Source organism: Rhizobium sp. Rhizsp42 (genome assembly GCF_047304155.1).
Taxonomy (GTDB): domain Bacteria; phylum Pseudomonadota; class Alphaproteobacteria; order Rhizobiales; family Rhizobiaceae; genus Rhizobium.
The window spans coordinates 69,153-95,377 of record NZ_JBGLYS010000001.1 but is presented as its reverse complement, the minus strand read 5'-3'; the positions used below and the strand labels follow the sequence as shown (position 1 = coordinate 95,377).

Genomic DNA, 26,225 nt, shown 5'->3' with positions numbered 1-26,225 from the left:
GGCTGGGCCGGCTATCGCGGTCTGGACGGCATATCACACTGTGATTGGAAAACCGGCGGCTATGGGCCGCCGGTGCCTTCAAGCCGCTTGACGCTGCCGCGCAAAAGGATTTGAACGGCGGTATGGCATTGCATCTTATCAAACTCTGCGTCGGCGCCGACTCGATCGACGACCTGCGCGAATGGGTGGCCGAACGCTCCTTGAGGGCGATTGCGGCCGGCATGGAACCGCACTCCGTCCATACGACCCGAATGGTCCCGAAGCGCGTCGAAGAGCTGCTCGACGGCGGCTCGCTGTATTGGGTGATCAAGGGCCAGGTTCAGGCGCGGCAGAAGCTGCTCGATATTCAAAGCTTTACCGATGGCGAGGGCATTGGCCGCTGCCATCTGGTGCTTGGCCCCGAGGTCATCGAAACGGCGGTTCAGCCGAAACGTGCCTTTCAGGGCTGGCGCTATTATCCAGAGGAAGATCGCCCGCGTGATCTCGATACGCTCGGCGAGGGCGTTGCTGAGATGCCCGCGGACCTGCGCCGCGAGCTCTCCGAACTCGGCCTTCTCTGACGAAACGCATCACGTCAGAGAAAGACCCGTTCGTTTCGGCTCAGCGGAGCCGCATCGTCACCGGCGCCCGGCCTTCCGGGTTGGTGACGTGAAGATGGATACTTGCTTCGGGCTGCGAGTAGCGCCAGGCGCGCGCGCCATGCGACAAGAGCAGATTGATCAGGTCCTTGGTCTTGGCCGTCTTCGCCTTCGGCCGCGGCATGCCAATCTCGGCAAGACGCATCGCCGCTTCGTGAAGCGGATGCAGAACCGAGCGCGGATTCTTGCCAGTCAACCGACCTTCGGCCGGAAATTCCGGAACATTCTCGTTGATCGCCATAATTATCCCCGTACGCAATACAAATCAGGTCTAGGAAGGTCGGCCCTGTCGCGAACACCGATCAAGGCCGAATTCCGGGCCGCCGCCTGAACGTGATAGGCGGCGGTCGTCTTCATCACTGGGCGGATGCCCAGCACTTCACGCCGGCACGCTTCAGCGTGTTGCAGGCGTTGACGGCTTGCTTCTGGTCGTCGAAGCCACCGAAACGTGCGCGATAGCTGCCGGCATAGGCGACGGCGAAGGGCTTCGCGGAACGCAGTGCCTTGCCGCCCTTGCTCTTGGCGCCATCGAGCAGATCCATGGCTGCTTCGCGGCTGGCCGAGACGCCGATCTGCACGACCCAACCTTCCGGCTGCGCCTGCTTGGTGGATGCGGTCGTGACGCTATCGACCGAGGTATCACCCTGTTCCGGCGGAACATAGGCGGTGGTCGGCGTGGGAACCGGAGCGGCTGCGGCCTGCTTGATCGGCTGCGTCTTCACCTTCGTCGGCTGCGGCATTTCCTGCAGAAGCGGATTGTCGGACTTGGACGACGACGTGCCGGCATAGGCGACCTGCGCCGAGGCAACCTCGGTGCGGCTGACCGGCAGCGGATGCGTCGGCGGCAGTTCCGCGACTTCCTGCTTGGCAACGGTTACCGGAATGACGGTTTCGGACGAAATCTTCGGCGCCTGGGCAACCAGCGCGGATCCGCCACGGGTCGAAGCCTTCGGCAGGTACGACGCAATCAGGTTGCGCATCTGTGTGTCGCGGGCAGGCGTGGAGGCGCCACCGAGAACGACGCCGACGATCGACTTGCCATCGACCTGAACCGAGCTCACGAGATTGAAGCCGGCAGCGCGGGTGTAACCGGTCTTGATGCCGTCAACGCCGCGCACCGAACCGACCAGGCGGTTGTGGCTGCGGATGATGCGGTTGCCGAACTTGAAGCTCTGCGTGGAGAAATAGCCATAATACTGCGGGAAATGCTGGCGCAGCGCGATGCCGAGACGGGCCTGGTCGCGCGCCGTCGTCATCTGCGCGGTGTTCGGCAGGCCGTTGGCATTGCGGTAGGTCGTGCGCGTCATGCCGAGTGCATGGGCTTTCGCAGTCATGATCTGCGCGAAACGGTCTTCCGAGCCGCCGAGCAGTTCGCCAAGCGCGGTCGAGGCATCGTTGGCGGAAAGGGTGACGAGGCCGAGAATTGCCTGCTCGACCGAAATCGTGGCGCCCGGGCGAACGCCGAGTTTGGTCGGTGCCTGGCCGGATGCATGAGCGGAAAAGGGAACGGCGCTATCGAGACGGATGCGGCCCTGCTCGAGCGCTTCGAACGTCAGATAGAGCGTCATCATCTTGGTCAGCGAAGCCGGATACTGCAAGCGATCGGCGTTTTCGCTGTAGAGGACATTGCCGGTATTGGCGTCGACGACGATGCCGGCATACTTCGAATTGGCAGCTTCCGCGTCGGAATTGACCGTATCCAGACCGAGCAAACCGACTGCCATGGACAGCGCAACGATCGCCTTGATCAGGAAATTGCTGGAGCGGGACGGGGAAGCGGAAGAAGCTGACCTTGACACTATTTCACTCTTTGCTTGGCTTGCAGTTTAGAAGAATCGGGACCGCGCTTCGCCCGCACGATCAACCTCATCGAAGGTAGCTCTTCGGGGTTACCAATCCGTTTATGATTAATCGTTTGTTTCACCGTTTCGGACCATTCTACCTGGATGTCGCGGAACGGTTCACGAGGCGCGTTTCCACAAATTGGGCAATAGCGGCATCAATATGTTCCCACTCCGCCAAATGACGGCTGGAGAAGCGGTAAAGCACACTTAAATCGCGCCCGACCTTGATATCACGCTGGCAGTCGCCGCTGGTCGTCAGCTCCGGGCTCGCCGGCAGCAGGCAGCGCACGACGTAGTCGGGACCACCCTTTCGCGGCGCCGTCAGCAGCACTTCGTCGCCATATCCGGTATCGGCCCGAAGCTTGTGAAGCGTCATTCCATTGGCGAAGGGATGTGGGGTCGGGTCGATCAGATGCGAGTAGATCGGCTCGAACCGGCCCGACATGTCACGCGACATGGTGGCCTGCGTGACCTGCAGGAAAATCAGGTCCGGGGATTTGGCGATATCGTCGAAGCGATCGCGATTCTCGCTCGAATAGCCCTGCATCTGCGGCCAAGCAAGATAGAGGTCGGCGCGCTCGGTGGTGCCGCTGTGCCGCTGGCTGGGGAAGCGAATCGTGTTTTCCTGGAGCTGCAGTGTGTCCTGGCCGATCGTCAGCGTCACCGGCGCCGTGCTGTCGGTATTTCCGGCGAGCGAGACGCGCGCGCCAAACCATCGGCCGCCGACGCTGATGGCAACGGTAAGCACCGCCAGAAGCGCGATGACAATGGTTGTGCGGATGAGAAAGCCAGTCGATAGGAGAGGGGATTCCTCGACCTCTGTGGAGCTCTGAATGGCCTGGCGCATGACGGCTTTCGAGTATCTGACCGTCGCAGGAAAAACGTGAGCCGCCGGTGTCGCTGATCTATGGCGTGATGATCGGGCTTGCGTGGTTAATTAAGCGTTAAGCAAGAGCGTCGGGCTCATGCCGGTGGCCCATAAAAAGCGAGCCGCTCCTGGGACAGCAGGAGCGGCTCTTGAGACGCCGGTCTGGACGTGCATGCGGGGACGGGACCAGGCGCCTTGCTTGCCCGCCGGATTGCTCCGGCGGATGGAATTACTTGACGCTACCGACAGCCACGGCGCGGCCGTCCTGAAGCTTGACCCAGCGGGTCGGATCGCTGGACGACTGGCGCTTCAGATAGGTGTACTCGGTATCGGCCCAGAGCATGACCTTGTTGCGCATGTTGTCGAGAATGAAGTCGCCGCGATCGGTGCGAACGGTCAGCACGGCATGGCCATCGCCATTCGGCTGCAGCACGACGGTCATCAGGAGGTTCGACGGCGAGAAGCCGGCTTCGATCAGCATTTTGCGCTTCAGAAGCGCATAGTCTTCGCAGTCGCCTGCGGTCTTCGGATAGGCCCAGCGTTCCTCGACGCCGTAGATCTCCATGTCGGTCATCGGCGTGATCTCGGAGTTGACCTGGTAGTTGATCTTTAGGATCGTCTTCCAGCTGTCTTCGGTCAGCACCATCGTGCCCTGATCGCCGGCTGCGTTCTTGCAGTCCTCAGGAATTTCCTTGCAGAACTGATAGGCGCCGATCGGCGGGCTGGTGTTGCCGAGAACGGTCATGCTCTGGTAGCCGGCCTGTCCGACGCCTGCCATCGACATGAGCATCGCAGCAGCGGCGAAGCCGCCCTTGATGAAGTTTGTTATCGTCATTGGTATGTCCCCGTTTGTGAGGAGACATTGCCAGACGTGTTTTTACTCGACGCAAAATTCAGAAGCAAAATTAAAGGCTTAGTTGATTCAAAAGCGCGTCGAATTCGACTAAAATCAACATCGAATTTTACCGGAATTCGAAGGCAATTTTTACCAAGATTGCTTCAACTTTTATCTTTCTCAAAAAGCCTCGCCGCCATCGGGTGGCTCGTTTCGAGGCAAAAGATTAACGCGGGCGGTTAGGTCGCCATTTCGGTAATATTGCGTTCATCATGTGGCTTGGAGGGAATCGGTGCTCTCTCGACCGTCGAACCGTCGGATTCGCGCGCAAATGGCGCGTTTTGAGCCGCTTTTTAAGGTGATGCGTCGAAAATTATTTTTGAGAAATTTCGCAGAATCTGTCGGTCGCGGCGATAATTGCGCGCGCCATGCCGTCGTGATCGGGTGCATGAGCAGCGTTTTCGACGATGATGAGCTCGCTTCCCGGCCACGCCCGCGCCAATTCCCATGCCGTGGTCAATGGCGCCTCCAGATCGAGCCGTCCCTGAACGAGAACGCCGGGGATCGAGGCCAGCTTTCCGGCGTCCCGCAATAGCGCACCTTCCTCGAGCCATGCCGCGTGGCTGAAATAGTGGGTTATGATCCGGGCACGAGTGAGCAGGTAGTCAGGATTTCGCCAGCGTCGCGGATAGCCGTCGGGGTTGGCAAGCAGGATGGATGCCGCCTCCCAATCGTGCCAGTCCCGCGCCGCCTTGAGGCGCACGTCGAGATCGGGCCCATTGAGCAATTTTCGATAAGCTTCGACTACGCCCTTGGCTCTCATATCACCGGGAAGGGATGCGTTGAGCCGATGCCATTCCTCGGGAAACAGCGCGGCCATGCCCTGGGTCAACCATTCGATTTCCGATCGGCGCGTCGTCGTCACACCGGCAAGAACCACAGCCGCGACGCGGGCCGGGTGGGTCTGCGCATAGGCGAGCGCAAGCGTGGATCCCCAGGATGTCCCGAACAGTACCCAATCCGTCACCCCAAGGTGACAACGGAGCTTCTCAATGTCGTCGATCAGGTGCCAGGTCGTGTTGGCGGAAAGATCCGTCCCCATCTCGGCGGCATTGGGAAGGCTGCGGCCGCAATTTCTCTGGTCGAACAGGATGATCCGATAGGCGGATGAGTCGAAATAGCGTGCCGCCGAGGGCGATGCGCCGGAGCCCGGCCCGCCATGCAGATAGAGCGCCGGCCGTCCATACGGATTGCCGTAGCTTTCCCAATGGATGAGGTTGCCGTCTCCGACATCGAGGAGGCCGTGGTCGTAAGCTTCAATCTCTGGGAAAAGAATCGACATCGGGCGCGCCTCCTAAAGAGGCGCTTCAATCCATCAGCTTTGTGAAGCCGCGATGACGACGGTCAGAGAAATTCGCGTAGCGTGTCGCGCGATTGAAGCGACAGGAACTCGATCGCGACGCCTTCGACGAAGTGACGCACCACGCGGCCGCGCATGTTGCCGAGACGAAGCGCTGTGCCGATCGCCGGGCGAACCTCGACGTCGACGGCAGCACCCGAGAGCGACAAGTCCATGATCCGGCACATATACTGCGTACCGTCTTCAAGCGTGATTTCCGTCTGCGTCTCGCGCGGCATCAGACGATCGTGACGACGATCTTCCGGCAGGCCGAGCTCGTGCTTGTTGGCAAGCCACGTCAGCTGCGCGGCAAGCTTCTCGCGCTTGCGCTCGGTGGCGTGGATGGACATGTTGAAGCCGCGGCTGTCGATCGTCTGGACATAGCCTTCGACGCGACCGAGGTGATCGATATAGGCAACGACGCGTTCGTTGACGCGCGGGCGGCCCTGGCAGGTCACATACATGTCGCCGGGCGACATATCGATGACCAGACACTCGAATTCCTCGTAGTTTGCCAGCATCAGGCGGCCCTGCATATTGATGGGCACGCGCTGGAATGCACCTTGTTCAAGGCGAGGCGCAGTTTTTTGCGTCTGAGCTTGCTGGAAAGCGTGCATTAAAGGGCTTCTTTTACAAATAGCTTTGGCGCCAAGCTTTACTCGCAATCCATTAACAGAAGGTTGTTCAGGCGAGGGGGTTTTACCGCTCAGCGGTAGTGCCGAAATGGTGCATCCTGTTTCACGGGTTCATCCATCAGGCTGGACATCAGACGACGCACCGTATCGGCGATCGAGCGGCTGCCGCTGGTCGCCGCGCGAGGCTCGTTCGCGCCGCTTGGCGTGCTCTCCGCCGGGTCGAGCTGCTCATGCAGCAAACGGCTGCGGTCGAGCGCCAGGAACTGCAGCGGAACGACCTCCAGCCAGCTCGCGGTCGTGGCCGGTGCGATCGCGCCGAGCAGCTTGTCGCATTCCCCCTCGGCATTGCGCAGCGGCAGAAGAATGATCTCGAAGGCGGCGCGATGACCGGCGGTGCTGTATCCGGTGGCGTTCAACAGCGCCGGGATGCCGTGCTCCATGACGCCGACGGCAGTCTTTTCGATATCCTCGTGACCGTGCGCCCAGAGCTCCGACAAACAGCTGCCGCCGAGGTCGTGGCCGAAGAGATCGCAGATGCGGGTACCGGCGAGACGGAAGGTGACGCGGCTCGTCTCGGACGTTTCGAGCATGAAGAGGCTGGAGAGAAGCTGGCTGATATCGCGTGGTTCCACCTGCGTCCGCAGGGGAGCGATCTCGCTGCCGCGTAGCTTGTTCCAGTAGTCGAAGATCTGGATGGTGGTGTTGAGGCGCATGGGACTGCCGATCTGTTTCATTTCGGTTCAAACGGCGGCCATCATGGCCACCTTGCCCTATGCCATGCGGATTTCATGCCAGATCCGGCCGGTTAAGGTTAAGGAAGGGTTTCGATTGTCTGTGACGGCCCGTCGTGCCACTATCTTTTCATTGCTTCCGGTATTGGAAGTTCAGCATGAATTGCTCGGGCGCGAGGTCATTCTCGGGGGACGCTCAGCAAGCCGTTCGGTAGATTGCCGGACGGCTTTTTTTTTGACCTGTCGTCCTGTAAGCCAGTGCACGCGAAGTGAACGAGGAATGCAATGGACGATACGAACGAGCCGCACCAGCCGACCGAGCCCGCCGCCAAGCCGCCGCGTACGCCCATTTTCAATCTTCCAGGCGCCATTGTCGCAACGATCGGCCTCCTTGCGGCGATCTATGCGGTGCAGGCGATTTTCCTGACCGAAAGCGGCGTCGATATGCTGTTCTTCGATTTCGGCTTCATCCCGCTACGCTACATCACGCCCTTGGCCGAGCAGGGGCCGCAATTGTTCTGGACGCCGCTCACCTATTCGCTGCTGCACGGCAATATCGAACACATCCTGTTCAACGGGCTATGGTTGATGGCGTTCGGCGCGCCGGTCGCCCGACGCATCGGCTGGGTTCGCTACACGGTCTTTTGGGTGCTCGCAGCTGTTGCCTCGGCCGCGCTTCACGCCGTGCTGAATTGGGGGCAGGCCACGGTTCTGATCGGCGCATCCGGCGTCGTTTCGGCCTTGATGGGCGCAGCCTGCCGCTTTGCGTTCCCGTCGGAGCGCCGCGTCGCGCTTCCCGCCCATCTCAATCCGCGGCTCTCGATCGCGGAAACCTTCCGCAGCCGCACCGTCGTCATGTTCATGCTCTTCTGGTTCGTCGGCAACATCCTGATCGCCGTCGGCATTCCACTGATCGGTGACACCGGCGCGCCGATTGCCTGGGACGCCCATATCGGCGGCTTTCTCTTCGGCTTCGTGCTGTTTTCGCTCTTCGACCGCCCGCCGCCCGAACTTCCCTCTATTTCAGAGGATGCGGATATATTGCATTCCTGAGCTTTGAAGTGCACCATTCGAACTGATCCGCGTTGGGAGGAGAGACCGCCGCGGATGCCTGTGATCAGCTGAAGTGTCTCACTTTCGACATAGGAGGTTCAAATGTCCAATACAGTCAAAGCCATACTGGATGCCAAGGGCAGGGACGTCGTCACCGCCGGCCCGAACACGACCGTTTCCGAAGCAGCCGCGATTCTGAGCAAGAAGAAGATCGGCGCCATCGTCATCGTCGGTATGGAAAACAAGATCGCCGGGATTTTTACCGAGCGCGACGTGGTTCACGCGATCGCCAAGTCCGGCCCCGCCTGTCTTGATAGCTCCGTGGCATCGGTGATGACGGCGAAGGTCTATCGCTGCAACGAGGCAACGACCGTTAACGAGCTGATGGAACTGATGACCAGCCGGCGCTTCCGCCATGTGCCGGTCGAAACCTCGGGAAAGCTTGCGGGCATCATCTCGATCGGTGACGTGGTCAAGACCCGTATCGCCGAGGTCGAACGCGAGGCCGAAGACATCAAGGCCTATATCGCAGGCTGAATGAAGGCGCGCCGCATTGCTCAGCTGGAGCCGGCAAACAACTCCTGCATGCGCCTCAACTCGGGAAGCCGCGCCGTGGCTTCCTGATAGCCGCGCTCGATCGCTTCGCCGGCGCGATGAAATTCCGAGAGACCGATATCGCTCAATCTTGGTTGAAGCGAGATATCTGGCGGATCGCCCGCCAGACGCGCGCGCGCGATGCGGTCCTGGATGATATTGAACGCCTGCACCATCACCCCAGTCATACCGAGCTTGGCATAAGGCGCATGTTCCTGCTTCTGCACCTCCGACGGTGTCAGGCTGGCGCTGTGGCGCACGACGGCCGAGCGGCCATAGATGTCGTAGTTCAGGTTGACGGCGACGACTAGCGGCTGCTCGTAGGCACGGCAGACCGAGACGGGGACAGGATTGACCAGCGCGCCGTCGACCAGCGTCCGGTGATTGCTGCGCACCGGCTCGAAAATGCCGGGCAGGGCGTAGGAAGCCCTGAGTGCCGTGATCAGCGAGCCATTGGCGATCCAGACCTCGTGGCCGCTATTGACCTCGGCCGACACCGCGACGAACGGGCGGTCGAGATCCTCGACATTCAACCCTTCCAGGTGTTCCTGCATGCGCTTGGTGAGCCGCATGCCGCCGAATAGGCCGCTGCCGCCGATGGTCAGATCAAGCAGGCTGGCGATCCGGCGCATGGTCAGCGACCGGGCGAAACTCTCGAGTTCATCAAGCTTGCCCGCCAGATAGCAACCGCCGACCAGCGCGCCAATCGAGGTGCCAGCGATCATGCCGATCTCGATGCCCGCTTCGTCAAGTGCACGCAGTACGCCGATATGCGCCCAGCCGCGCGCAGCGCCGCCGCCAAGGGCAAGCGCCAGCTTCGGCTTTTTCGGTGTGGGGGCGGGAAGCTTGATGTCGGAGGGCGAGGCGATGCCAGCGTCGGAACCGACGGCTTCGGAGCCTTGACGGATCAAACTCCAGCTCACCATGGCAAACCTCCCCCTGGCACGACGCGCAGGCAAATATTAGTGCGCCGCCACCCTTTCGAATTGGTATATGGCCGCCCCTCCTGACCCAAAAAGATACGGTAGGCCGTTGTTACGGCTCTTTTCCGTAGACTTCGTGAGGATCGAACTGGCGCTCGTCGTCGGCGATCTCGAGCATCGGCTTGCCGTCTTCCAGGCTCACCGTCCGATAGAAGCAGGATCGGCGGCCAGTGTGGCAGGTCGCGTCGTGACCGGCAACTTCGACCTTTAGCCAAATTGCATCCTGGTCGCAGTCGGTGCGGATTTCCTTCACCGTCTGGATGTTGCCCGAGGTTTCGCCCTTCAGCCAGAGCTTGCCGCGCGAGCGGCTGAAATAGTGGGCCTGGCCGGTCTGGATCGTCAGCGCCAATGCCTTGGCGTTCATATGCGCCACCATCAGCAGCTCGCCGTCATGGGCGTCCGTCACGATCGCCGTGATCAGGCCGCGGTCATCGAACCGCGGCGTGAAATCACCGGCATCCTCGAGCTCGGACTTGTCTTCGGACGGCGCATTGAAGGCAAATGGCATCATCGCGGCTTTCTGAAATGAAGCCGGTCAGCGGCTCCGCACCATGGAAATAAACCGGGCTTGGTCAGCCGGCTCAGTTTTAAATGTGCCGGTGAAGGTTGTCGTCAATGTGGTCGAGCCCTGTTTCTGAACACCGCGCATAGCCATGCACATATGTTCGGCCTCGATCATCACGGCGACGCCGCGGGGAGCGAGCGTTTCGTCGATCGAGCGGGCGATCTGGGCGGTCATGGTTTCCTGCGTTTGCAGGCGGCGGCCATAGATTTCAACCACGCGCGCGATCTTCGACAGGCCGAGAACCTTGCCGTCGGGCATGTAGGCCACATGCGCCTTGCCGATGATCGGAACCATGTGGTGTTCGCAATGCGAGAAGAAGGGAATGTCCTTCACCAGCACCATGTCGTCATAGCCCGCGACCTCTTCGAAGGTCCGGCCAAGCACCTCTTGCGCATCCATCTCATAGCCGGCGAAAAGCTCGCGATAGGCTTTCGCGACACGCGCCGGCGTATCCAGCAAACCCTCGCGCGCAGGGTCGTCACCGGCCCAGCGGAGCAGCGTGCGCACCGCATCTTCGGCTTCCTTCTGGCTTGGGCGATTGGATTCTGGCGTGGTCTGCGGAAAGTTCTTTACGATGGCGTCCATCTGCAACTGTCTCCTGATCCGCAATGCGGACCGTATTTCGGACTAGCCACTGGCAATCCCATTCGGGAATAGTGCACCTTTGGCAGGCTCCGGGGCTTTCAGGGCAAAAATCTGCGGCCCATCCGGCACGGTTTCCCATTCAAACTTACACGAGGCCATTGCATTTCCATGGCCTTCGAACGACATACATATAGGAAAACGGCATCGCTATGTAAGTCTTCCAGCGTGACACGGTGTGTTTTTGTTTGGGTGACGATCAACAATGAGCCGTCTATCCGCATGAAATATGGAGCGGAATACCCGATGGACGACATCTACAACAGCAAAATTCTCGAATTTGCCGGTAATATTCCGCTGATCGGCGCTCTTGAGGAACCCGACGCCAGCGCCCAGGCGCACTCCAAGCTCTGCGGCTCGAAGGTCAGGATCTGGCTGAAGATGGACGGCGACACGGTCTCGGCCTTTGCCCATGACGTCAAGGCCTGTGCGCTCGGCCAAGCCTCTTCCTCGATCATGGCCCGCCACGTGGTCGGCGCGACGGCACAGGAGCTGCGCCAGGCGCGTTCGGACATGCTCGCCATGCTGAAGGAAGACGGTGAGGGCCCATCGGGGCGTTTCGAGGATATGCGCTATCTGCGGCCCGTTCGCGACTACAAGGCCCGCCACGCCTCCACCATGCTGACCTTCGACGCCGTGGTCGATGCGATCGGACAGGTCGAGGCCAAGCGCGCCGAGACCGTGGAGGCCTGAGCGGATCACCATGTGCCAGTTCTGCTCGCTGAACCATGATCACGACGAGGACGAAGGCGGCGCGGCCGCGTCGCCCAGGAAGAAGCCGGTTCATCGCTCACGCAATTACGCCGGCCCCTTCCGCAAGACACCGGATCGCCTGTTCGGCATGGGCCTTATCCGGCTCTACCAACTGACCCTATCCGGCTTCATCGGCAACTCCTGCCGACACATCCCGACATGTTCCGAGTACGGCTACGAGGCCATCGCCCGCCATGGCCTCTGGAGCGGCGGATGGATGACGCTGTTTCGCGTCGGCCGCTGCGGCCCTGGCGGCACCAGCGGCCTCGACCGTGTGCCGGAAACGCTGGGTGACCGTTTCCACTGGTGGACGCCGTGGCGCTATCTCGCGTTCGGCCGCAAGCCGACGTGACCGCTTACGTCGCGCTTCTCCATAGCATCGTCCTGGCACCAGGCCGCAGAGTGATCATGTCCGACCTGCGCGACATGGCCACGTCGCTCGGCTATCGCAACCCGCGCACGCTCGTTTCAACAGGCAACATCGTCTTCGAAGCGCCGTCGTCACCGATCGGAGACATAGAGGCGCGGCTGGAGCAGGCGTTCTGCGTGCGCTTCGGAAAACCGGTCGATATCCTCGTTCGCACGGCCGAGGATTGGCGCAAGATCGCCGCCGCCAACCCGTTCCCCGATGGCGATGGCAGCCAGGTCATTCTGCGCGTGATGCGAAAGCCGCTCGACCGCACCGTCATCGAGCGGCTGCAGCCTCATGCCCAGCCGACCCAGCGTCTTGCCTTGATCGGTGGCGATCTCTGGATCGATTTCGCCGGCAAGCCCAGCGAATGGAAGCTGCTCTCCGCTCTGACGACCAAACGCATGGGCGTCGGCACGCTGCGCAACTGGAACACCGTTCGCCGCCTCGCCGAAATGGTCGCACAGGATCCCGGCATTCAGCCTCGGGTCTAGAGTTCGGGCGATCCGTAGCAAATGAAGGCCAGCTTGTTGCCGTCGGGGTCCCTGATATAGGCGGCGTAAGGCGCGCCGCTGTAATGAGCCCGGTAGCCGGGTGCCCCATCGTCCGATCCGCCGCCGGTAAGCGCGATTTCATGCAGGCGATCGACCCGGGCAGGCTCGTCGATACGAAACGCCGTCATCGTTCCGTTGCCGGCGGTTGAATATCCTTTCAACGGGTAGCCGACAGAGAAGCGTGAAACCGTTTCGTCATCCTTGCGCCCCCAGGACGCGGAGGTGCCATCGAGAAAGCACTGCTCAAGGCCCATCTCACGAAACAGTGCATCGTAGAAACCGACCGATCGTGGGAGGTCGTTTGTTCCAACGGTGGTGTAAAGGATCATGCGCCACCTTGCGTTGCTGTTTCTGTCACTTTGCCATCGGCCGGGCCATTGTCAATGTGACGATACCGTTGACGCGTCGGATCGGCTTTTCCTTTACTGCGACGGCAAATCCCGGTATCAGGCGGCGGCGTATTCGTGATCCGAAACGCGTCATTGCAACCACCCGCATTCGTTGGCGGGACTGGACAAGGAGAAGTCTAAAGTGTCCCAATCCGTTTCCCTGACATTCCCCGATGGTTCCGTGCGCAGCTACGATGCTGGCGCAACCGGCAAGGATGTCGCTGAATCCATTTCCAAGTCGCTTGCCAAGAAGGCCGTCGCGATTGCGATCGACGGCGCCGTGCGCGACCTTTCCGATCCCGTCGTCGACGGCACGATCGAGATCATCACCCGCACCGATCCCCGTGCGCTGGAACTCATCCGCCACGACGCGGCCCACGTCATGGCCGAAGCCGTGCAGGAACTCTGGCCCGGCACGCAGGTCACGATCGGTCCGGTGATCGAGAACGGCTTCTATTACGACTTCGCCAAGAACGAACCCTTCACGCCTGACGATCTGCCGAAGATCGAAAAGAAGATGAAGGAGATCATCTCGCGCAACGCTGCCTTCACCAAGCAGATCTGGTCGCGCGAGAAGGCCAAGGAAGTCTTCGCCGCCAAGGGCGAAAGCTACAAGGTCGAACTCGTCGATGCGATTCCTGAAGGCCAGGACCTGAAGATCTACAATCAGGGCGAATGGTTCGACCTCTGCCGTGGCCCGCATATGGCCTCCACCGGCCAGATCGGCACGGCCTTCAAGCTGATGAAGGTAGCCGGCGCTTACTGGCGTGGCGACAGCAACAACGCCATGCTCTCGCGCATCTACGGCACGGCATGGGCCGAGCAGGCGGATCTCGACAACTACCTGCACATGCTGGCGGAAGCCGAAAAGCGCGATCACCGCAAGCTTGGCCGCGAGATGGACCTGTTCCATTTCCAGGAAGAGGGCCCCGGCGTCGTCTTCTGGCATGGCAAGGGCTGGCGGATGTTCCAGGCGCTGACCTCCTACATGCGCCGCCGCCTCGCCGGCACCTATGAAGAGGTCAACGCCCCGCAGGTTCTCGATGCCTCGCTCTGGGAGACCTCGGGTCACTGGGGCTGGTACCAGGAGAACATGTTCGCGGTGAAGTCGGCCTATGCCTTCACGCATCCGGAAGACAAGGAAGCCGACAACCGCGTCTTCGCGCTGAAGCCGATGAACTGCCCGGGTCACGTGCAGATCTTCAAGCATGGCCTGAAGTCCTATCGCGAGCTGCCGATCCGTCTGGCCGAATTCGGCACGGTGCACCGTTACGAAGCCTCCGGCGCGCTGCACGGCCTGATGCGCGTTCGCGGCTTCACCCAGGACGACGCGCACGTCTTCTGCACGGAAGAGCAGATGGCGGCCGAATGCCTGCGGATCAACGATCTCATCCTGTCGGTCTATGAAGACTTCGGCTTCAAGGAAATCGTCGTCAAGCTCTCGACCCGCCCTGAAAAGCGCGTCGGCTCCGACGCTCTGTGGGATCGCGCCGAGGCCGTCATGACCGAGGTGCTGAAGACGATCGAGGAACAGTCGGAAGGCCGTATCAAGACCGGCATTCTGCCGGGCGAGGGCGCGTTCTACGGTCCGAAGTTCGAATATACGCTGAAGGACGCGATCGGCCGTGAATGGCAGTGCGGCACCACGCAGGTCGACTTCAACCTGCCGGAACGATTCGGCGCCTTCTATATCGACAGCAACTCCGAAAAGACGCAGCCGGTGATGATCCATCGCGCCATCTGCGGCTCGATGGAGCGCTTCCTGGGTATCCTGATCGAGAACTTCGCCGGCCACCTGCCGCTGTGGATGTCGCCGCTGCAGATCGTCGTCGCGACGATCACGTCGGAAGCCGACGCTTACGGCGAAGAAGTGGCCGAGGCGCTGCGCGAAGCCGGCCTCCACGTCGAGACCGATTTCCGCAACGAGAAGATCAACTACAAGGTCCGCGAACACTCGGTCACCAAGGTGCCCGTGATCATCGTTTGCGGCAAGAAGGAAGCCGAAGAGCGCACGGTCAACATCCGCCGTCTCGGCAGCCAGGAGCAAAGCTCGATGTCGCTCGACGACGCGATCGCTGCCCTGACGCACGAAGCGACACCGCCGGATGTGCTGCGCAAGGCCGCTGCCAGGAAGGCGAAGGCCGCTTGAGGCCTTGGTGATCCCGGACTGAAAAACGAAAACGCCCGGTCAACAATGACCGGGCGTTTTGCGTTGAAAGCGATGTAGGATGCGTCAGTCGGAATCGACACCACCTGCGGCGGCTCCGCTTTGCAACTGCTCGAACGAGGGCAGCGGCTGCGCGGCGTGAGATTGTTCCGTCGGGGTCTGCTGCTCCGGCGGCAGCTGCTGCAATGTCGTGGCGGCCGGTCCCTGGTCCGGCTGCACGTCCTTCATAAGGACTTCGACATCGGTGTTCTTGCCGGCTTCGACCTTGAATTCGCGCTGATAGATCTTGTCCTTGTTGCGCGCGACGGCCGAATATTCGCCTTCGGCAAGCACCATGGTCGGAAACGCGCTGACACTTTCGCCGACGCTGTCGCCTGCGGCCGTCAGGATCGACCAGGCCGTATCGGCGATCGCTTCGCCGCCCTTGTCGGAAACCAGCTTGAAGGTGATCTGCGCCGCCTTGTGCTGGATCGTGGCTTCGGTGAGCTTGCCCGCTTCCACCTGGATGTCGGCGCGCACCGACGCGTTGGTCTCGCCGTAATCTGAGACGACGTGATAGGTGCCGGCGTTGAGCCGTACGACTGTGTTCGGCGGCACATCGGCCATCACCAGACCACGCTCGCCGTCATCGCGCACATCGGCGGAATAGATCGAGAAGCTCAGCTGATCCGGCCGGATTTTCACATCCGATCCCGAGACGGCATTGAGCAGCAGGCCACCGGCTTCCAGAACCATCGTCTGCTTTTCAAGCGCACCGTCCTCGGGCACCGAGAGCTTGCGCGTCACGCCCGCGCGGCCGAAGGACACGTTGACGAAATAATCGCCCGGCGCCAGCTGGAAGTCAGCCGAACCGCCCTGGGAGCTGGCGATCAGCGGCAGCTTGCCGTCGCTGCCTGCGACCGGGCTGAACACATACCAGGAGAGCCCGTCCTTGACGGCGTCGCCCGATGCCGTGAGCTTCGCCTCGAGCGCGACGGAATGCAGCTTCGCGCCCTGCGGCGTTGTGCCGGGTGCGATGAAGGCGTTGAGCTTGGGCATCTTCGTCGTGGTGTCGAGCTGCTTGAACTCCTTGAAGGCATCCTGCGCGCCGGCGCCGGCGGGGATCAAGGCAAGGAGGGCTACGGCAACACTCCAGCGCGCGTATGGCAAAATGCCGAGCATGTGTTTTGCGAACCAATTGACAACTGAAATGACAGAGGCCACTTCAAGACCAACCGGATGGCAAATTCAAGACCCATCCCCGATACCGCAATGAAAATGAGAGTTTCTTGCCTATGAGATCCGATATCAAGCTGATCGACTACCTCGGCGTCCGCCGTTCCATCCCCGCCTTCCAGATGTCCGAGCCCGGTCCCGAAAAGCCCGAGATCGAGGAAATCCTGCGCCTTGCCTCGCGCGTACCGGATCACGGCAAGCTCGCGCCCTGGCGTTTCATCGTCTATCGCGGCGAGGAACGCGCCCGCATCGGCGAGGAGCTTTTGAAGCTTGCCTTGGAAAAGAAGCCCGATCTCTCCGAAGAGATGATCCAGGTCGAGCGCAGCCGCTTCACCCGCGCGCCGGTCGTCGTCGCGGTCGTCAGCAAGGCCGGCCCGCACATCAAGATCCCGGAATGGGAACAGCTGATGTCGGCGGGCGCCGTCTGCCTCAACATCATCTTCGCAGCCAATGCCCATGGCTGGGTCGCCAATTGGCTGACCGAGTGGTTCGCCTATGACGAGCGCGCCTATCCGCTGCTGGGCGTCGAGGAAGGCGAAAAGGTCGCGGGCTTTATCCACATGGGCTCGACGACGTTCCCGCCCGTCGAACGCCCACGCCCCGAGCTTTCCGAGACGGTCACCTGGGTCGGCGGGGAAGGCTGATGTTCTACACGACGGATCAGAACCGGCACGGCCTTGCGCACGATCCCTTCAAGGCGATCGTGTCGCCAAGGCCGATCGGCTGGATCGGCAGCAAGGGCAGGGATGGCACGCTCAACCTCGCGCCGTACTCCTTCTTCAACGCCGTGTCGGATCGTCCGAAGCTCGTGATGTTCTCGTCGAGCGGTCGCAAGGACAGCTACCGAAACGCCAGCGAAACCGGCGAGTTCACCTGCAACTTCGTGAGCCGCAACCTGATCGACAAGATGAACATGTCCTCGGCAGCCGTCACCTATGACGTCGACGAGTTCGCTTTGTCCGGCCTGACGCCGAAAAAGGGCGAGCTCGTCGATGCTCCCTATGTGGCCGAAGCCTTCGCGGTGCTGGAGTGCAAGGTCACCGAGATCATCGAGCCGAAGTCGCTGAGCGGTGAGCCGTCGGAGAATGTGATGATCTTCGGCCAGGTCGTCGGTATCCATATCGACGAGGCGATCCTGCGCGATGGCCGTATCGACATGGGTCTGGCGAGACCCGTCGCGCGCCTCGGCTACATGGATTACAGCGAGAGCAGCGACGTGTTCGAGCTCTTCCGACCCAAGGCCTGACCGTCCGTCAGTCCTGCTGAACGGTTAAAGTATATGGTGAACCAATCATAAACTTTTTGCCGCTACCGTCATCCTCAACACTTGGGGTGCGAGAGAATCGCACTTGAGGATTGGGGTTCGCGGTGATCGTAGAGGCATTTCTTCGTTGGGTTGAGACTGCCAAGGTTGGAGACCGGGCGAGGGCGGCGAGCGCGCTCGGCCGGGCCTACCTGCAGTCTGAAATGTCTCTGGAAGAGCGCAAGGCCGCCGAGATGGCGATGACCTTCCTGCTCGACGACCCGTCGCCGAAGGTTCGCCTTGCCATGGCCGAAGCGATCGCCTGGTCGCCGGACGCGCCTCGTGCCATCGTCCTGTCTCTGGCTGGTGATCAGGCCGAGATCGCCTGCCACGCCATCACCTTCTCGCCGCTTCTGTCGGACGCCGATCTTGTCGATCTCGCCGCACGCGGCAGCGCCGTCACCCGCATGCTGATCGCCGCCCGTTCCAGCATCTCGCGCTCGGTCGCAGCCGCGCTTGCCGAGATTGGCGGCGCGGAAGACGTGCTGTGCCTGCTTGAAAACGAAGGGGCCGCAATTGCACCGCAGGCGCTGAAGCGCATTGCCGAACGGCTGGGCGACGACTGCGAAGTCCGCAACCTCCTGCTCGATCGCCCGGACCTGCCCGCCGATGCCCGCCAACTCTTGACGCAGCACGTCAGCGACGCCCTGATCAATCTGCCGCTGGCGCAGGCCGCGATCGGCACCGGCCGGCTGCAGCGCGTGGCCCGCGAGGCGACGGAAACCGCGATCGTCGCCATCGCCGGCGAGATCACGCCGCGCGAAGTTGCCGATCTGGTCGAGCATCTGCGCGTCAGCGGGCGCCTGACGCCATCCTTCCTCATGCACACGCTCTGCTCCGGCAAGATCGAGTTCTTCGCCGGCGCCATCGTCAATCTCACAGGCTGCGACGAGCGACGGGTGCGTTCGATCCTGGCGACCGGCCGCATGCACGCCGTACGCGCCCTTTGCGAGTCCGCTGGCCTTGCCCGCGATATCAGCGTGATCTTCGTCGAAGCCACCTTGCTGTGGCGCGAGGCGTCGAAATCCACATCAGGCACGATGCTGGCCAATGTTTGCGGCCGGTTGCTGCAGAGCTTCCGCAGCCGTAGCACCACGCATGGCGCGGTGCAGGAACTGCTGGAGATGGTCGAGAAGCTGCATGTCGCCGAGCAGCGACAGTCGGCACGCGGCTACGCGTATATGACGGCGCTCGCCGCTGCTTGAGGCTAATTGCTCAAGCGCCTGACGACCCAGGAATAGCTTCCTGTTACGAAGTGCACGGGCGTTGCGAGCGCGGATTTCATCGAATGGCCAGAGGGAAGGTGCGTGCGTACCTCTGCCGCCATTCTGGACGCTAGCCCGGAAACCCCGCTCTCCGGTTTTTCCTCGATAACGGCAGGCGCTGGTACTGGCGCTGCGGCGACCACCTTGGGCTCAGGCGGTAGCGGCGGATGCGGAGGCTCGCAGACGGCGATGACCGTCGGGTAGCTGATGCTGGAATAATGCTTCAACTGCCGTTCGGAATCGGCATCGCACATCGCCACCGTCTCAAAGTGCTTTCCAACCGTCGCCACGTAATTGCACTGCGTGACCGAGTCGTTGCAGCCGAGGATGGTCATGGCGATGAGGACAGCTTGCATGGGGGCGCTTTCGATATTGAACCGCTCCCCTTAGACGCAGCAATTTCAACCAAATGAAGGCCGCTTTCCGGCATCCATACGGAGCAAGATTACAATCAGGAAAGGTGACGCCGTCGATGAGCCTTCGGCGACGGGCCCGATCAGCCTTCGGCGACCCTGGGTGGCGGCGGAGCTTGCTCGTCGATCAGCACCTGAGGCCCGAGATCCGGCTTTTCGGCCGTGCGAACCTCATGCATCCATTCGCGCCAGATCGCCACCAGAAGCGCCATCAGCACCGGGCCGATGAAGAGCCCGAGGAAGCCCATGGTCTTCACGCCGCCGATCAGACCGAAGAAGGTCGGCAGGAACGGCAGCTTGATCGGGCCGCCCACGAGCTTGGGGCGCAGCGTCTTGTCGACGATGAAGAGTTCGACGGTGCCCCAGACGAACAGGCTGACGCCGGCAACGGGCGAGCCGCTGGCAAGCAGGTACAGCGACACCAACGTGAACGACAGCGGTGCACCGCCGGGGATTAGCGCCATGATGCCGGTGATGACGCCGAGCGTCACGGGCGAGGGCACGCCCGCCACCCAATAAGCGACGCCGAGCACGATGCCTTCGCCGATGGCGATCAGCGTCATGCCCATCACGGTCGAGCTGATCGTGGCAGGCACCACGCGCGAAATCCGTTCCCAGCGATTGGGCAGGATGCGTTCGCCGAGCATGTCGATCTGGCGGGAGAAATCCGCGCCGTCGCGATAGACGAAGAACAGTGCGATCAGCATGAAGAGCAGCGTCAGCAGCAGATGGAAAGCACCGCCACCGGCTGCGAGCACCGCGCGATAGATATTGCCGATATGCGCGCCGCTGACCGCCTGGATCACTTCGCCCATGCTGCCGGGGCTGCCGATATACTTGACCCAGAGCTCGTCGAGGTAGGGCCCGACAAATGGAAAGGCCGAAATCCACTGCGGCGTCGGTTCGCCAAAGCGGTTCACATGGATAAGCCAGCCGACCCATTCGCGCACTTCGCCCGTGGTATAGGTGACGGCAAGCACGATCGGCGTGATGAGAAAGGTGACGATGAGCACGATCGCGATAGTCGCCGCAACCGTCGTGTTGCCGCCGACCCTTTGCAGCAGCCGGCGATAAAGCGGCCAGCTTGCAAATCCGATGACAAGCGCGGCCAGTACCGGCACGACGAAGCCGTAGAAGAAATAGACGCCGGCGGCCACGACGAGGATCAGAAGCCAGCGCGCCGCGGAGATCGAAGGGATGAGCGGCGTACGTGCGGGAGAGGATGGACCGATCCACCGCGACTCGCGCTGCATATTGTTGTTCGGAAGGCTCACGTCGTCCTTTTCCCCCTTATTTCACCTAAGGATATGGGCCATGCATCCTTTGCACGCAAGCGCCATCACCGATTTAAGCCCGATGACGCCCCCGCCGCCGGTCCATCGGCCTGATCCGCAGGCTTCATAACCTTACATCACGCAATCATTAAGACAGAAACCCTTCGACATCCTTGTCATGGATCACGCTCGGTCTGCGCGATCGGCGATTTTCGCCGAGATCGCGCCTGTTTCGACCGATATTGGAACGAACTACCGTGATCTGACGGAAATGTGATCCCGCAATTTTGGCTGCCGCACGCCTTCGAAGCTTCAGCGGCTTTCCGCCGGCTGACCCAATCCCACAACAAGCTCTTGCAGCGATGATGCGCCTCGTCTACTTTGGATCCATGGATACAAATGGAATCATCACATCGCTTCGACGCGATATCGAAGCCGGACATCTCGGCGCCGGCACGGTGCTCAAACAGGAACAACTGGCGGAGCGCTTCGGGGTCAGTCGCCAGCCCATCAGGCAGGCGCTGGACAGGCTGTTGGCATCAGGTCTCCTCATGCGCCGACCGGATCGCAGCCTTGCCGTGTCGGGTCTCAACGAAGAGCAAGCGCGTGAGCTCGCCGAAATTCGCCTGTCTCTGGAGACGACCGCGCTGCTGGCATCGATTAAGGCGCTGACCGACGGCGATTTGCGCAAGGCGCGACGGCTGAACGAGGATCTGCTCGATGAAGAAGACCCGCAACAGCTTGAGGAACTCGACCTCGCGTTTCACCGCACGCTCTACGGCCGCTGCGGGAATGCGAGATTGCTCGACATAATCGACACATTCCGCCGTGAATCGCGTCGGGCCTATGCGTGGCAACCGAAAGGCTCGGAGGCCCGCCCGACGCTTCATGGCGAGCATCAGGCGATCATCGAGGCATGCGCCAAGCGAGACGCCGATCTGGCGCGCCAGGCGCTTGCGCAACATCTGCAATTGACGACCGCAAGGCTTACCCGCGAAGGAGAAGAAGGATGACGACGTTTTCGGCACAGGTGGCGTGGAAGCTGGGCGAGGGCAGCTTTGTCGACGGACGCTACAGCCGTGGCCACACCTGGAGCTTCGACGGCGGCATCACGGTGCCGGCCTCCGCATCACCGCACAATGTGCCGTTGCCCTATGCCGTCGAAGAGAATGTCGATCCTGAGGAAGCCTATGTCGCGGCGCTCTCCAGCTGCCATATGCTGTTCTATCTTTGGATCGCCTCGAAGAAGCGCATCGGCATCGACAGCTATGTCGATGATGCGGTGGGCGTCATGGAGAAAGTCGATGGCCGGATGATGGTCAGCCGCGTCGAACTACGCCCGAAAGTCGGCTACACGGATGAAGTTCCGAGCCGTGACCTCGAGGAACAGATGCACCATCAGGCGCACGAACTCTGCTTCCTCGCCAATTCGGTAAAGACTGTGATCGAGATCAGGCTCGACTGAGCCTGATCCTGAACCTCAGATGTCGAGGTTTTCCGCGAATGCGGCGCGATCCTGGATGAAGCGGAAGCGGGCTTCCGGCTTTGTGCCCATGAGATCGTCGACCGCCGTGCGCGTGCCCTCGAAATCCACCTCGTCGATCAGCACGCGCAACATGGTGCGCTTGCTCGGATCCATGGTGGTTTCCTTGAGCTGCGCCGGCAGCATTTCACCGAGACCTTTGAAGCGGCTGATCTCGACCTTTGCCTTGCCCTTGAACTCCGTCTCCATCAGCTCGGCGCGGTGACGGTCGTCACGCGCATAGGCCGATTTCGCGCCCTGCGTGATCTTGTAGAGCGGCGGCACGGCGAGGAACAGGTGTCCGCCGCGCACGAGCTCGGGCATCTCCTGATAGAAGAAGGTGATGAGCAGCGATGCGATATGCGCGCCGTCGACGTCGGCATCGGTCATGACGATGATGCGTTCGTAGCGAAGATCTTCCTCGCGATACTTCGAGCGCGTGCCGCAGCCGAGCGCCTGGACGAGATCGGAGAGCTGCTGGTTGGCGCCAAGCTTTTCGCGACCGGCGCTGGCAACGTTGAGGATCTTGCCGCGCAAGGGCAGGATCGCCTGGTTGGCGCGGTTGCGCGCCTGCTTGGCGGAGCCACCGGCCGAATCCCCTTCGACGATGAAGAGCTCAGCGCCCTGGGCGGTGTTCTGAGAGCAATCGGCAAGCTTGCCGGGCAGGCGCAGCTTGCGCACGGCGGTCTTGCGGTTGACTTCCTTTTCCTTGCGGCGGCGCAGGCGCTCTTCCGCGCGCTCGATCACCCAGTCGAGCAGCTTGGCCGTTTCGTTCGGATTGTCGGCGAGATAATGGTCGAAGGGATCGCGCAGCGCGTTCTCGACGATGCGCTGGGCTTCGACGGTCGCAAGCTTGTCCTTCGTCTGGCCGACGAATTCAGGTTCGCGGATGAAGACCGACAGCATGCCGACGGCCGAGATCATCACGTCGTCGGTGGTGATCTGCGCGGCCCGCTTGTTCTGCGTCAGCTCGCCATAGGCCTTGAGGCCCTTGGTCAGCGCGATGCGCAGGCCGGCCTCGTGAGTGCCGCCTTCGGGTGTCGGAATGGTGTTGCAATAGGAGTGAACCTGCGGGTCGCCGCCGTACCAGGTTATCGCCCATTCGAGCGAACCATGGCCGCTGGTCTTCTCCGTCTTGCCGGCGAAGATCTCGCGGGTAACGGTGAACTCCTTGCCCATCGTCGCCTGCAGATAGTCCTTCAGGCCGCCGGGGAAGTGGAAAACCGCCTTATCGGGGATCTCGCCGCCTTCCTGCACGACACCAGGGTCGCAGCTCCAGCGGATCTCGACGCCGCCGAACAGATAGGCCTTGGACCGCGCCATGCGGAACACCCGGCCGGCATCGAACTTGGCGTGATCGCCGAAGATCTGCGGGTCGGGATGAAAGCGGACGCGCGTGCCGCGGCGGTTGTGAACGTCGCCCAGCTCTTCGAGGCCACCCTGCGGTATGCCGCGCGAAAAGCGCTGGCGGTAGAGCTTGCGATTGCGCGCAACCTCGACTTCGAGAACGTCCGAGAGCGCGTTGACGACGGAAACGCCGACGCCGTGCAGGCCGCCTGATGTCTCGTAGGCCTTGCCGTCGAACTTACCGCCGGCGTGCAGCTTGGTCATGATGACTTCGAGCGTCGACTTGCCGGGAACCTGCGGATGGTTCTCGACCGGAATACCACGGCCGTTGTCGCTGACGGTGAGGAAACCCATCGCGTCGAGATGCACTTCGATGAAATTGGCGTGGCCGGCCACCGCTTCGTCCATCGAGTTGTCGATGACTTCGGCGAAGAGGTGGTGCAGCGCCTTCTCGTCGGTGCCGCCGATATACATGCCGGGACGCATGCGCACCGGCTCCAGGCCTTCGAGAACGCGGATCGACGACGCGCCGTAATCCTCGGACGTGGAACTCGCCGGCGGCGCCTGCCGTGGCGCGGCAGTGGCGGCAGCGCTCGGCGCAGCCGAAGCGGCGACGGGCGCGGGGGCTACCGCGGCCGGCTTGGGCGCATCCTCCTGCTTCTTGGTCAGGGGCATTCCGGAAAAGAGGTCGTTGCTATCGTCCATGGAGCCGTTCAGATCTTCATCTTCTCGTGGGGTGGCCGCTTGCGCTTGAGCCTGACCCAAAATCACCGCAATTCATGTCACGTTTGCGAATCAGGCAGAGTCTGCCAGAAAGCACCTCGATACGCGACGCCACCTCATCGGGCGGACTTTCATTAAGAAATGATTTGCGTCCTGGGTCGCCGAATGGCAAGCGGCCAGACGCCTCAGGGAACCTTGCGCATGCGAATGTCCACAAGTCATTGCATAACTATCACAGCAATTGCGGCCTTTTTCATGGTCGCATCGGCTGATCTTAGTGCTGCCGACACCTTGCCACCCTTCAAGGACGACCTGTTTTCCGCGCAGACGACGCTTCAGACCGACAATGGCGGCGCCTTCGATGTCATCGACTACGACGAGATGCGCGATATCAACGGCCGCGACCAGATCCCGGAAAAGCGCACGCAGCAAAAATACGTCTCGCTCGGCATCCGCAAGCTTCAGAACAACGAAACGCTGTCGCTCGATGGCATCAAGCTGGACGTCGCGAGGGTAGGGCCGAGCGCCGGTGCCGCCTTCACGGTCATCTTCATCCACGGCCGAAACGGCGACCGCCGCCTCGGCGTCAACGACTATACCTTCGGCGGCAATTTCAACCGGCTGAAAAACCTCGTCGCCGGCAATGGCGGCGTCTATTACGCGCCTTCGGTCAAGACCTTCGACAGCGATGGCGTGACCGCTGTCGCCGGTCTCATCCGCTACGCCAGCGCCCAGGCGCCGGGCCGCCCGATCATCCTGACCTGCGCCTCCATGGGCAGCCAGATCTGCTGGGGGGCGACGCGCGACGCCGAGACGGTCAAGCGTCTCAAGGGCATGGTGATCATGAGCGGCGTCGCCGATCCCGATTTTACGAAGAGCGCCTTCTACAAGGCCAAGCTGCCGCTCTGGTTCGCCCATGGCAGCCGCGACCCGACCTACGCGGCCGCCGACCAGCAGGCGCTGTTCGAAACACTGATCAAATCGCGCTACCCGACGCATTTCACGCTGTACCAGACGGGCAATCACGGGACGCCGATCCGCATGATCGATTGGCGCCAGACGTTGAACTGGATACTGGCCTCCTAGAATTGAGGGGGCTAGCCATAGTTTAGGCAACACGGCTGACAAATTTTAAGCATTTGCGCCGCAAAACGCCGCAATTTCCCTTACGTAAGCGTCCCAAACCTTTTCATTCCCGCATGCTTTTGCTAAGGCGCGTGCTGACGGAGAAATGGGGAAGGCCGGCATGACACCTGACGTGCGACCGCTTGTGGCGGGAAACTGGAAAATGAACGGCACGCGTGCCTCGCTGGATCAGATCAAGGCGATCGCTTCGGGTGTCCAGGGTCTTCTTTCCAACAAGGTGGAAGCGCTGATTTGCCCGCCGGCGACTTTGCTTTACGTAGCGACCGCGCTCTGCACCGATAGCCCGCTCGCCATCGGCGCGCAGGATTGCCACCAGAACCCCGAAGGCGCCCATACAGGCGATATCTCGGCTGAAATGATCGCCGATTGCTTCGGCACCTATGTCATCGTCGGCCATTCCGAACGCCGCACAGATCATGCCGAGACGGACCATCTGGTGCGCGCCAAGGCCGAAGCCGCCGCTGCCGCCGACCTGACGGCGATCGTCTGCATCGGCGAGACCGCCGCCGAGCGCCAGGCCGGCCAGGCACTCGATATCATCAAGCGGCAGCTGTCGGCCTCCGTGCCGGAGAACGCCACACCTGAAACCACCGTGATTGCCTATGAACCGGTATGGGCGATCGGCACCGGTGTCACGCCGACCGTCGAGGACGTCGAGAAGGCGCATGCCTTCATGCGCGCCGAGCTCGTCGCCCGCTTCGGCGACAACGGCCGCAAGTTCCGCATCCTCTATGGTGGCTCGGTCAAGCCGGGTAACGCCAGGGAATTGATGGGCGTTGCCAATGTCGACGGCGCGCTGATCGGCGGCGCGAGCTTGAAAGCAACCGATTTCCTCGCCATCTACGGCGCATACGAGGCGTTGCTCTCTTGAGATGCGTGTATATTCCGGGCTGAAGGGCTTGGAATAGCGGATCACCTCATGTAAAGAGCGCCAGAATTTTACTTTATGCCCGCTTCG

The 26,225-nt window shown here is 61.5% G+C and carries 29 protein-coding genes; 14 read left to right on the top strand and 15 right to left on the bottom strand.

Going from position 1 to position 26,225, the window contains the following annotated elements; translation table 11 throughout:
- Positions 1 to 122: 122 nt before the first annotated feature.
- Positions 123 to 560, top strand: coding sequence for a DUF1489 family protein (locus ACCD05_RS00475; protein WP_026283272.1), 438 nt, complete (start codon positions 123 to 125; stop codon positions 558 to 560).
- 40 nt (positions 561 to 600) lie between these two features.
- Here ACCD05_RS00475 and ACCD05_RS00470 read toward each other — a convergent pair whose 3' ends face one another.
- From ACCD05_RS00470 to ACCD05_RS00440, 7 genes are all read right to left on the bottom strand, one after another.
- Positions 601 to 879: a hypothetical protein gene (locus tag ACCD05_RS00470; RefSeq protein ID WP_018899925.1), complete on the bottom strand. Its 279-nt coding sequence runs from the start codon at positions 877 to 879 to the stop codon at positions 601 to 603.
- Positions 880 to 994: 115 nt separating this feature from the next.
- Positions 995 to 2,437 (bottom strand): serine hydrolase, encoded by a 1,443-nt coding sequence (locus ACCD05_RS00465; RefSeq protein WP_413390492.1) that lies wholly within the window; start codon positions 2,435 to 2,437, stop codon positions 995 to 997.
- 139 nt (positions 2,438 to 2,576) lie between these two features.
- Complete coding sequence (locus tag ACCD05_RS00460; protein ID WP_413390490.1) at positions 2,577 to 3,329, bottom strand: hypothetical protein; 753 nt, start codon at positions 3,327 to 3,329, stop codon at positions 2,577 to 2,579.
- Between the two features lie 250 nt (positions 3,330 to 3,579).
- Positions 3,580 to 4,185, bottom strand: coding sequence for a transglutaminase-like cysteine peptidase (locus tag ACCD05_RS00455; RefSeq protein ID WP_111561458.1), 606 nt, complete (start codon positions 4,183 to 4,185; stop codon positions 3,580 to 3,582).
- A 373-nt stretch (positions 4,186 to 4,558) separates the two neighbouring features.
- The gene (gene pip / locus ACCD05_RS00450) at positions 4,559 to 5,527 is read right to left on the bottom strand and encodes a prolyl aminopeptidase (protein ID WP_413390488.1); all 969 of its coding nucleotides are present in this window, start codon (positions 5,525 to 5,527) and stop codon (positions 4,559 to 4,561) included.
- A gap of 62 nt (positions 5,528 to 5,589) precedes the next feature.
- Positions 5,590 to 6,201 (bottom strand): PilZ domain-containing protein, encoded by a 612-nt coding sequence (locus ACCD05_RS00445; RefSeq protein WP_026283270.1) that lies wholly within the window; start codon positions 6,199 to 6,201, stop codon positions 5,590 to 5,592.
- Positions 6,202 to 6,290: 89 nt separating this feature from the next.
- On the bottom strand, positions 6,291 to 6,932 hold the full coding sequence (locus ACCD05_RS00440; RefSeq protein ID WP_413390486.1) for a PAS domain-containing protein: 642 nt from the start codon (positions 6,930 to 6,932) through the stop codon (positions 6,291 to 6,293).
- A 303-nt stretch (positions 6,933 to 7,235) separates the two neighbouring features.
- Here ACCD05_RS00440 and ACCD05_RS00435 point away from each other — a divergent pair, with 303 nt between their 5' ends.
- Together ACCD05_RS00435 and ACCD05_RS00430 are read left to right on the top strand one after the other, a co-directional pair.
- The gene (locus ACCD05_RS00435; protein ID WP_413390484.1) at positions 7,236 to 8,003 is read left to right on the top strand and encodes a rhomboid family intramembrane serine protease; all 768 of its coding nucleotides are present in this window, start codon (positions 7,236 to 7,238) and stop codon (positions 8,001 to 8,003) included.
- A gap of 102 nt (positions 8,004 to 8,105) precedes the next feature.
- Positions 8,106 to 8,540 (top strand): CBS domain-containing protein, encoded by a 435-nt coding sequence (locus ACCD05_RS00430; protein ID WP_413390482.1) that lies wholly within the window; start codon positions 8,106 to 8,108, stop codon positions 8,538 to 8,540.
- A 20-nt stretch (positions 8,541 to 8,560) separates the two neighbouring features.
- Here ACCD05_RS00430 and ACCD05_RS00425 read toward each other — a convergent pair whose 3' ends face one another.
- The 3 genes from ACCD05_RS00425 to folE form a co-directional block, all read right to left on the bottom strand.
- Complete coding sequence (locus ACCD05_RS00425; protein ID WP_113200216.1) at positions 8,561 to 9,523, bottom strand: patatin-like phospholipase family protein; 963 nt, start codon at positions 9,521 to 9,523, stop codon at positions 8,561 to 8,563.
- A gap of 109 nt (positions 9,524 to 9,632) precedes the next feature.
- Positions 9,633 to 10,091, bottom strand: a complete 459-nt coding sequence (gene hisI, locus ACCD05_RS00420) for a phosphoribosyl-AMP cyclohydrolase (protein ID WP_018899914.1) — start codon at positions 10,089 to 10,091, stop codon at positions 9,633 to 9,635.
- Between the two features lie 24 nt (positions 10,092 to 10,115).
- Complete coding sequence (folE, locus tag ACCD05_RS00415) at positions 10,116 to 10,730, bottom strand: GTP cyclohydrolase I FolE (protein WP_047510394.1); 615 nt, start codon at positions 10,728 to 10,730, stop codon at positions 10,116 to 10,118.
- A gap of 303 nt (positions 10,731 to 11,033) precedes the next feature.
- Here folE and ACCD05_RS00410 point away from each other — a divergent pair, with 303 nt between their 5' ends.
- Genes ACCD05_RS00410 through ACCD05_RS00400 form a run of 3 tightly spaced genes read left to right on the top strand, consistent with a single transcriptional unit; the run spans position 11,034 to position 12,443 of the window.
- Positions 11,034 to 11,480, top strand: a complete 447-nt coding sequence (locus tag ACCD05_RS00410) for an iron-sulfur cluster assembly scaffold protein (protein WP_111561465.1) — start codon at positions 11,034 to 11,036, stop codon at positions 11,478 to 11,480.
- A 10-nt stretch (positions 11,481 to 11,490) separates the two neighbouring features.
- Entirely contained in the window at positions 11,491 to 11,892 is a 402-nt protein-coding gene (yidD, locus tag ACCD05_RS00405) for a membrane protein insertion efficiency factor YidD (protein ID WP_413390479.1), read from the top strand.
- Entirely contained in the window at positions 11,889 to 12,443 is a 555-nt protein-coding gene (locus ACCD05_RS00400) for a DUF1697 domain-containing protein (RefSeq protein ID WP_413391041.1), read from the top strand. Before yidD ends, ACCD05_RS00400 begins: the two co-directional genes overlap by 4 nt.
- Here ACCD05_RS00400 and ACCD05_RS00395 read toward each other — a convergent pair.
- Positions 12,440 to 12,832, bottom strand: coding sequence for a VOC family protein (locus ACCD05_RS00395; RefSeq protein WP_111561468.1), 393 nt, complete (start codon positions 12,830 to 12,832; stop codon positions 12,440 to 12,442). The genes ACCD05_RS00400 and ACCD05_RS00395 overlap by 4 nt on opposite strands.
- Positions 12,833 to 13,034: 202 nt before the next feature.
- Here ACCD05_RS00395 and thrS point away from each other — a divergent pair, with 202 nt between their 5' ends.
- Positions 13,035 to 15,041: a threonine--tRNA ligase gene (thrS, locus tag ACCD05_RS00390; protein WP_413390476.1), complete on the top strand. Its 2,007-nt coding sequence runs from the start codon at positions 13,035 to 13,037 to the stop codon at positions 15,039 to 15,041.
- Between the two features lie 84 nt (positions 15,042 to 15,125).
- Here thrS and ACCD05_RS00385 read toward each other — a convergent pair whose 3' ends face one another.
- Positions 15,126 to 16,220 (bottom strand): hypothetical protein, encoded by a 1,095-nt coding sequence (locus tag ACCD05_RS00385; protein ID WP_209190512.1) that lies wholly within the window; start codon positions 16,218 to 16,220, stop codon positions 15,126 to 15,128.
- Between the two features lie 113 nt (positions 16,221 to 16,333).
- On the opposite strand from ACCD05_RS00385, the gene ACCD05_RS00380 reads away from it, so the two are divergent.
- The 3 genes from ACCD05_RS00380 to ACCD05_RS00370 all read left to right on the top strand — a co-directional run bounded on the left by ACCD05_RS00380 (position 16,334) and on the right by ACCD05_RS00370 (position 18,782).
- Entirely contained in the window at positions 16,334 to 16,918 is a 585-nt protein-coding gene (locus ACCD05_RS00380) for a nitroreductase (protein WP_112979700.1), read from the top strand.
- Positions 16,918 to 17,520: a flavin reductase family protein gene (locus ACCD05_RS00375; RefSeq protein ID WP_413390474.1), complete on the top strand. Its 603-nt coding sequence runs from the start codon at positions 16,918 to 16,920 to the stop codon at positions 17,518 to 17,520. Before ACCD05_RS00380 ends, ACCD05_RS00375 begins: the two co-directional genes overlap by 1 nt.
- Before the next feature lie 122 nt (positions 17,521 to 17,642).
- Complete coding sequence (locus tag ACCD05_RS00370) at positions 17,643 to 18,782, top strand: DUF2336 domain-containing protein (RefSeq protein WP_413390472.1); 1,140 nt, start codon at positions 17,643 to 17,645, stop codon at positions 18,780 to 18,782.
- A gap of 2 nt (positions 18,783 to 18,784) precedes the next feature.
- Here the strand turns inward: ACCD05_RS00370 and ACCD05_RS00365 are convergent, their stop codons facing one another.
- Both ACCD05_RS00365 and ACCD05_RS00360 read right to left on the bottom strand, forming a co-directional pair.
- The gene (locus ACCD05_RS00365) at positions 18,785 to 19,198 is read right to left on the bottom strand and encodes a hypothetical protein (RefSeq protein WP_413390470.1); all 414 of its coding nucleotides are present in this window, start codon (positions 19,196 to 19,198) and stop codon (positions 18,785 to 18,787) included.
- Between the two features lie 140 nt (positions 19,199 to 19,338).
- Positions 19,339 to 20,508: an AI-2E family transporter gene (locus ACCD05_RS00360; protein WP_413391039.1), complete on the bottom strand. Its 1,170-nt coding sequence runs from the start codon at positions 20,506 to 20,508 to the stop codon at positions 19,339 to 19,341.
- Positions 20,509 to 20,894: 386 nt separating this feature from the next.
- On the opposite strand from ACCD05_RS00360, the gene ACCD05_RS00355 reads away from it, so the two are divergent.
- Positions 20,895 to 21,542: a GntR family transcriptional regulator gene (locus tag ACCD05_RS00355; RefSeq protein ID WP_413390468.1), complete on the top strand. Its 648-nt coding sequence runs from the start codon at positions 20,895 to 20,897 to the stop codon at positions 21,540 to 21,542.
- Positions 21,539 to 21,994 carry an OsmC family protein gene (locus tag ACCD05_RS00350; RefSeq protein ID WP_413390466.1) on the top strand — a complete coding sequence of 152 codons (456 nt, stop codon included), beginning with the start codon at positions 21,539 to 21,541 and terminating at the stop codon, positions 21,992 to 21,994. The genes ACCD05_RS00355 and ACCD05_RS00350 overlap by 4 nt, the downstream gene beginning before the upstream one ends.
- A 15-nt stretch (positions 21,995 to 22,009) precedes the next feature.
- Here the strand turns inward: ACCD05_RS00350 and parE are convergent, their stop codons facing one another.
- The gene (gene parE / locus ACCD05_RS00345) at positions 22,010 to 24,103 is read right to left on the bottom strand and encodes a DNA topoisomerase IV subunit B (RefSeq protein WP_413390464.1); all 2,094 of its coding nucleotides are present in this window, start codon (positions 24,101 to 24,103) and stop codon (positions 22,010 to 22,012) included.
- A gap of 219 nt (positions 24,104 to 24,322) precedes the next feature.
- Between parE and ACCD05_RS00340 the strand changes: the two genes are divergently transcribed.
- Together ACCD05_RS00340 and tpiA are read left to right on the top strand one after the other, a co-directional pair.
- Positions 24,323 to 25,207, top strand: coding sequence for an alpha/beta hydrolase (locus ACCD05_RS00340; protein ID WP_413390462.1), 885 nt, complete (start codon positions 24,323 to 24,325; stop codon positions 25,205 to 25,207).
- Between the two features lie 160 nt (positions 25,208 to 25,367).
- Positions 25,368 to 26,138: a triose-phosphate isomerase gene (gene tpiA, locus ACCD05_RS00335; protein WP_413390460.1), complete on the top strand. Its 771-nt coding sequence runs from the start codon at positions 25,368 to 25,370 to the stop codon at positions 26,136 to 26,138.
- Positions 26,139 to 26,225 lie beyond the last annotated feature (87 nt).